9 protein-coding genes and 1 pseudogene are annotated in these 5,955 nt (G+C 66.6%); all 10 read left to right on the forward strand.

Annotated features, from left to right (window positions below):
• Positions 1–322, forward strand: a pseudogene (locus tag C2142_RS40260) (30S ribosomal protein S5); the annotation flags it as partial.
• Positions 322–504, forward strand: coding sequence for a 50S ribosomal protein L30 (gene rpmD / locus C2142_RS23030; RefSeq protein ID WP_030055835.1), 183 nt, complete (start codon positions 322–324; stop codon positions 502–504). The pseudogene C2142_RS40260 and the gene rpmD, both read left to right, overlap by 1 nt.
• Positions 504–959 carry a 50S ribosomal protein L15 gene (gene rplO / locus C2142_RS23035; protein WP_097237491.1) on the forward strand — a complete coding sequence of 152 codons (456 nt, stop codon included), beginning with the start codon at positions 504–506 and terminating at the stop codon, positions 957–959. Before rpmD ends, rplO begins: the two co-directional genes overlap by 1 nt.
• A gap of 320 nt (positions 960–1,279) precedes the next feature.
• On the forward strand, positions 1,280–2,590 hold the full coding sequence (secY, locus tag C2142_RS23040; protein ID WP_148644394.1) for a preprotein translocase subunit SecY: 1,311 nt from the start codon (positions 1,280–1,282) through the stop codon (positions 2,588–2,590).
• Positions 2,590–3,243 (forward strand): adenylate kinase, encoded by a 654-nt coding sequence (locus C2142_RS23045; protein ID WP_148644395.1) that lies wholly within the window; start codon positions 2,590–2,592, stop codon positions 3,241–3,243. Before secY ends, C2142_RS23045 begins: the two co-directional genes overlap by 1 nt.
• A 127-nt stretch (positions 3,244–3,370) precedes the next feature.
• Positions 3,371–4,210 (forward strand): type I methionyl aminopeptidase, encoded by an 840-nt coding sequence (gene map, locus C2142_RS23050; protein WP_148644396.1) that lies wholly within the window; start codon positions 3,371–3,373, stop codon positions 4,208–4,210.
• A gap of 127 nt (positions 4,211–4,337) precedes the next feature.
• The gene (mscL, locus tag C2142_RS23055; RefSeq protein WP_148644397.1) at positions 4,338–4,763 is read left to right on the forward strand and encodes a large conductance mechanosensitive channel protein MscL; all 426 of its coding nucleotides are present in this window, start codon (positions 4,338–4,340) and stop codon (positions 4,761–4,763) included.
• A gap of 168 nt (positions 4,764–4,931) precedes the next feature.
• Complete coding sequence (infA, locus tag C2142_RS23060; protein WP_003956442.1) at positions 4,932–5,153, forward strand: translation initiation factor IF-1; 222 nt, start codon at positions 4,932–4,934, stop codon at positions 5,151–5,153.
• A 56-nt stretch (positions 5,154–5,209) separates the two neighbouring features.
• Entirely contained in the window at positions 5,210–5,323 is a 114-nt protein-coding gene (gene rpmJ / locus C2142_RS23065; RefSeq protein WP_003956441.1) for a 50S ribosomal protein L36, read from the forward strand.
• 179 nt (positions 5,324–5,502) lie between these two features.
• Positions 5,503–5,883, forward strand: coding sequence for a 30S ribosomal protein S13 (gene rpsM, locus C2142_RS23070; RefSeq protein WP_148644398.1), 381 nt, complete (start codon positions 5,503–5,505; stop codon positions 5,881–5,883).
• Positions 5,884–5,955: the final 72 nt, after the last annotated feature.

Here is a 5,955-nt window from a genome sequence, read left to right on the forward strand (position 1 = left end):
TTCAAGGTCCATCCAGGGCACCATCCCGCACCCGATCCAGGGTGAGAAGGCTGCCGGCGTCGTGCTCCTGAAGCCGGCTGCCCCCGGTACCGGTGTTATCGCCGGTGGCCCGGTGCGTGCCGTGCTGGAGTGCGCGGGCATCCACGACATCCTGTCGAAGTCGCTCGGCTCCGACAACGCGATCAACATCGTGCACGCCACCGTGGCTGCTCTGAAGGGCCTCGTCCGCCCCGAGGAGATCGCCGCCCGTCGTGGCCTGCCGCTGGAGGACGTGGCTCCCGCCGCTCTGCTGCGGGCTCGTGCTGCTGGGGTGAGCGCCTGATGGCTCGCCTCAAGATCACGCAGACCAAGTCCTACATCGGTAGCAAGCAGAACCACCGTGACACCCTGCGTTCGCTTGGTCTCAAGCGCATGCACGACGTCGTGGTGAAGGAGGACCGTCCCGAGATCCGCGGGATGGCTCACACGGTCCGTCACCTGGTGACGGTTGAGGAGGTGGACTGATCATGGGCGACAACCCGATCAAGATCCACAACCTGCGGCCCGCCCCGGGTGCCAAGACCGACAAGATCCGCGTGGGTCGTGGTGAGGGCTCCAAGGGTAAGACCGCCGGTCGTGGTACCAAGGGCACCAAGGCCCGCTACCAGGTTCCGCAGCGCTTCGAGGGTGGCCAGATGCCGCTCCACATGCGCCTGCCGAAGCTGAAGGGTTTCAAGAACCCGTTCAAGATCACGTTCCAGGTCGTCAACCTCGACAAGCTGGCCGAGCTCTACCCGCAGGGTGGAGAGGTCACGGTCGAGGACCTGGTCGCCAAGGGCGCGGTTCGCAAGAACTCCCTCGTCAAGGTGCTCGGCACCGGCGAGATCTCGGTTGCCCTGCAGGTGACGGTGGACGCCGTCTCCGGCTCCGCCGCCGAGAAGATCACCGCCGCCGGCGGTACCGTCACCGAGCTCGTCTGAGCCCGCTGACTTCCCACGAGCCCCGCACCTCCTTCGGGAGGTGCGGGGCTCGTGTCTTTCCGGTGGCCGTCCTGTCGGTGTCCCCGGTAGGTGCGGCCCTCGTTCTTTTGTGTGGCAAACCCGGGCATCCCGTACCCCGTGAGTGGGGGAGGGGCCGTACGCGCTTCTTTCGAGTGGCCGCGCACTGTTAGAGTCCGTGGAGTTCCCTTGTAGGCTGCGCGTAGGCTCGCCTGTGCCGTCTGTACGGGGGCCCGAACCGAAAACTCCCCATTCAGGACCGACCCTCCCGCCGACGACGCGCGGGAGGCGCAGGAGGCACCGTGCTCAGTGCGTTCGCGCGGGCGTTCCAGACGCCCGACCTGCGCAAGAAGCTGCTGTTCACGCTGGGCATCATGGTGCTGTTCCGGCTGGGCTCACACATCCCGGTACCCGGGGTGGACTTCCAGGCCGTCAACGCCTGTGTGAAGGAGACCAAGAACAGCGGTCTGTTCGGGCTCGTCAACCTGTTCAGCGGTGGCGCGCTCCTCCAGCTGACGATCTTCGCGCTCGGCATCATGCCGTACATCACGGCCAGCATCATCCTCCAGCTCCTCACCGTCGTGATCCCGCGACTCGAGGCGCTGAAGAAGGAGGGGCAGGCCGGCACCGCGAAGATCACCCAGTACACCCGGTACCTGACCATCGCGCTCGCCGTGCTCCAGGGCACCGGCATCGTGGCGACGGCCTCCAGCGGCGCGCTCTTCTCCGGTTGTGTCTACGCCAACCAGATCGTGCCCGACACCGGGGTGTTCCGGATCGCCGTCATGGTCCTCACCATGACCGCCGGCACCACCTTCATCATGTGGCTCGGTGAGCTGATCACCGACCGCGGCATCGGCAACGGCATGTCCCTGCTGATCTTCACCTCGATCGCGGCGCAGTTCCCGTCCTCGATGTGGGCGATCAAGCAGTCCGGCACCATCGGTGGCGGCTGGGTCGAGTTCCTCTCCGTGGTCGCGGTCGGCGTCATCGTTGTGATGCTGGTCATCTTCGTGGAGCAGGCGCAGCGCCGGATCCCGGTCCAGTACGCGAAGCGGATGATCGGCCGCCGGGCCTTCGGCGGCACCTCGACCTACATCCCGCTCAAGGTGAACCAGGCCGGTGTCATCCCGGTCATCTTCGCCTCGTCCCTGCTGTACATCCCCGCCCTGGTGGTCCAGCTGACCAACAGCCAGGCGAGCTGGGCGACTTGGATCAGGACGAACTTCGTCAAGGGTGACCACCCGATCTACATGGCCACCTACTTCCTGCTGATCGTCTTCTTCGCCTTCTTCTACGTCGCCATCTCCTTCAACCCCGAAGAAGTTGCCGACAATATGAAGAAGTATGGTGGGTTCATCCCGGGCATCCGGGCCGGCCGACCGACGGCCGAGTACCTGAACTACGTGCTCACCCGCATCACGTGGCCGGGTTCGCTCTACCTGGGCCTGATCGCGTTGATCCCGATGATCGCCCTGGTCGCCTTCGGACAGCAGACCAACTTCCCGTTCGGCGGCACCAGTGTTCTCATCGTCGTCGGCGTCGGACTCGAAACTGTGAAGCAGATCGAGAGCCAGCTCCAGCAGCGCAATTACGAAGGGTTCCTCCGCTGATGCGTATCGTCCTCGTCGGGCCTCCCGGGGCCGGGAAGGGTACTCAGGCGCACCTGCTCGCCAAGACCCTGTCCATCCCCCACATCTCCACCGGTGACCTGTTCCGCGCCAACATCGGTCAGGGCACCCCGCTGGGGCTCGAGGCCAAGAGCTACATGGACGCGGGTCGCCTGGTGCCGGACGAGGTCACCATCGGGATGGCCAAGGACCGCATGCTCCAGCCCGACGCGGCCAAGGGCTTCCTGCTCGACGGCTTCCCCCGCAACCTGGGCCAGGCCAAGGCGCTGGACGAGTTCCTCGCCGAGCAGGGCATCGCGCTGGACGGCGTGCTGGACCTGGAGGTCCCCGAGGACGAGGTCGTCCGCCGCATCGCCGGCCGCCGGCTCTGCCGCAACGACGGCGGCCACGTCTTCCACGTGGACTACAACGCGCCGAAGACCGAGGGCGTCTGCGACGAGTGCGGCGGCGAGCTGTACCAGCGCTCGGACGACACCGAGGAGAAGGTGCGCACGCGCCTGGAGGTCTACCACACGGAGACCGAGCCGATCATCGACTACTACGCCCAGCAGGGCCTGGTGGCGACGATCCCGGCCCTCGGCAAGGTGGACGAGGTGACCCAGCGCGCGATCGAGGCGCTGAAGCAGGACAGCTGAAGTCTCAGTGACGCACGTACGGCCGCGCTCCCGTCCCGGGCAGCGCGGCCGTACGGCGTCGTACGGTGGAACGAGTGCACGGCCGCCCGGCAAGGACCGGGCGGGAACCCAAGGAAGGCGTGACCAGATGGTGGAGATCAAGACCCCCGAGCAGATCGCGAAGATGCGAGCGGCCGGGCTGGTCGTCGCCGAGGCGCTGAAGGCCTGCCGCGAGGCGGTCGCTCCGGGGGTGACCACCCAGGAGCTCAACGACATCGCGGACAAGGTCATCACCGACCACGGCGCCACCTCGAACTTCCGCGCCCACCACGGCGGGCTCTGGTTCCCCGGGGTGATCTGCGCCTCGGTCAACAACGAGGTCGTCCACGGCATCCCGGGCGAGCGGGTGCTCCAGGAGGGCGATGTCATCTCGATCGACTGCGGCGCCATCCTGGACGGCTGGCACGGCGACGCGGCGATCACCGTGGCGGTCGGCGAGGTCCGGCCCGAGGTCGAGATGCTGAGCCGGGTCACCGAGGGCTCGATGTGGGCCGGCATCGCCCAGATGAAGAAGGGCAACCGCCTGGTCGACGTCTCCAAGGCGATCGAGGGCTTCATCCGCCGCCAGCCGCTGCCGCCCAAGGGCAAGTGGGGCATCACCGAGGGCTACGGCGGCCACGGCATCGGCACCGCGATGCACATGGAGCCGCACGTGCTGAACTACGTCGAGCGCGGCCGCGGCAAGGGCCCCAAGCTGATCCCCGGCACCGTGCTGGCGATCGAGCCCATGGTCTCGCTCGGCACCCCGCACACGACCGTGCTGGAGGACGAGTGGACCGTCGTGACCAACGACGGCACCTGGGCCTCGCACTGGGAGCACTCGGTGGCCGTGACCGAGCAGGGCCCGCTGGTGCTGACCGCCTTTGACGGCGGCAAGGCCGAGCTGGCGAAGCTGGGCATCACCGCAGCTCCGGACCCCCTGGCGTAGCCGGCACGGGGCCGACTGCCCCGTCTGACAAGGGATCAGAGCCCTGGAGGTTTGGACCTCCAGGGCTTTTGTCCTATTTTTATCGGCTGGCAGTGGCTTCAGCGGCTTCGAACGGCAGGAGAGTGCAGTGCTCAAGGGATTCCGCGACTTCATGATGCGCGGCAACGTGGTCGACATGGCCGTCGGTGTGGTCATCGGTGCCGCCTTCACCGGCGTGGTGACCGGCTTCGTGTCGGCGTTCCTCACCCCGCTGGTGGGTGTGGTGGTCGGTGCGGCCGGCGACTTCAGCTCGTACAAGGCCAACCTGGCCGGGGTCGTCTTCCCGTACGGGCAGTTCCTCAACGTGCTGATCGCGTTCTTCATGACCGCCGCGGTGCTGTACTTCTGCGTCGTGCTGCCGGTGACCAAGGCCACCGCGCGGTACATGCCGAAGAAGCCGAAGACCCCGAAGCGCCCCTGCCCCGAGTGCCTGACCGAGATCCCCGAGGCCGCCCGCCGCTGCTCGGCCTGCACCGCGCACGTCGAGCCGCTGGTGATCGCCGCCCAGCGGTGACGCCGGGCCCCGGTTTTGGCGCATCCCACGGGCTGGCGTAGGATGGACCGTCGGCTCACTCGTAGCGTGCTTCAGCACGCCCTCTTCCCTCACGGGTCGGGGTGAACCCAGGTTCGCACGAGCGTGCCGCATACGGTAGCCGGTCCCGGAAGGTGGATCTCGCAGTTCATGGCTAAGAAGCAAGGCGCCATTGAGATCGAGGGCACCGTGATCGAGTCTCTTCCGAACGCGATGTTCAAGGTCGAGCTGCAGAACGGTCACAAGGTCCTCGCGCACATCAGCGGCAAGATGCGCATGCACTACATCCGCATCCTGCCGGACGACAGGGTCGTCGTGGAGCTCAGCCCCTACGACCTCACGCGCGGCCGGATCGTCTACCGCTACAAGTAAGAGAAATCATCGCCTCGCGGCGGTGGCGTCAGATCTAGACCCGGAGAACCTGAGACATGAAGGTCAAGCCGAGCGTCAAGAAGATCTGCGACAAGTGCAAGGTGATCCGCCGTCACGGCCGGGTCATGGTGATCTGCGACAACCTGCGCCACAAGCAGCGCCAGGGCTGATTGCTCTCCCCCAGCATTTCTCGTAGTACTTCGCGCGACGCGAAAACGTCATAAGCGGGCTACCCGATCCGCCCTTCGCTGGGCGGACTGCCGCCCCCGGTCAGAGGCCGGGGCTCCCTCACCGTGAGGTGTCGGAGTAGGTAGCACGCAAGACCTCTGAAGAAACACAGGAGCCTTGAATGGCACGCCTCGCCGGCGTTGATCTCCCCCGTGAGAAGCGGATCGAGATCGCCCTTACCTACGTGTACGGCATCGGCCGTACCCGCGCCCAGCAGACCCTGGCCGAGACCGGTGTCAACCCGGATGTCCGCGTTCGCGACATCACCGAGGAAGACCTGGTCAAGCTGGGCCAGTACATCGACGCCAACTACACGGTCGAGGGTGACCTCCGCCGTGAGGTGGCCGCCGACATCCGCCGCAAGGTCGAGATCGGCTGCTACGAGGGTCTGCGTCACCGCCGTGGCCTGCCGGTCCGCGGTCAGCGCACCCACACCAACGCGCGTACCCGCAAGGGCCCGCGTCGCGCGATCGCCGGCAAGAAGAAGCCGGGCAAGAAGTAGTCCGTCCCGTAACCGGACATCCCTCCGGCCCGCCCCGTACAACTACGGTTGAGGCGCTTCATACCGGCGGAT

The sequence above is a fragment of the Streptomyces sp. CB01881 genome (assembly GCF_002953255.1).
GTDB lineage: Bacteria > Actinomycetota > Actinomycetes > Streptomycetales > Streptomycetaceae > Kitasatospora.

Excerpts from the sequence above, each read along its gene's own strand:
- rpmD (WP_030055835.1), top strand. The coding sequence starts at position 322 with ATGGCTCGCCTCAAGATCACGCAGACCAAGTCCTACATCGGTAGCAAG.
- C2142_RS23045 (WP_148644395.1), top strand. The coding sequence starts at position 2,590 with ATGCGTATCGTCCTCGTCGGGCCTCCCGGGGCCGGGAAGGGTACTCAG.
- map (WP_148644396.1), top strand. The coding sequence starts at position 3,371 with ATGGTGGAGATCAAGACCCCCGAGCAGATCGCGAAGATGCGAGCGGCC.
- infA (WP_003956442.1), top strand. The coding sequence starts at position 4,932 with ATGGCTAAGAAGCAAGGCGCCATTGAGATCGAGGGCACCGTGATCGAG.
- rpmJ (WP_003956441.1), top strand. The coding sequence starts at position 5,210 with ATGAAGGTCAAGCCGAGCGTCAAGAAGATCTGCGACAAGTGCAAGGTG.
- rpsM (WP_148644398.1), top strand. The coding sequence starts at position 5,503 with ATGGCACGCCTCGCCGGCGTTGATCTCCCCCGTGAGAAGCGGATCGAG.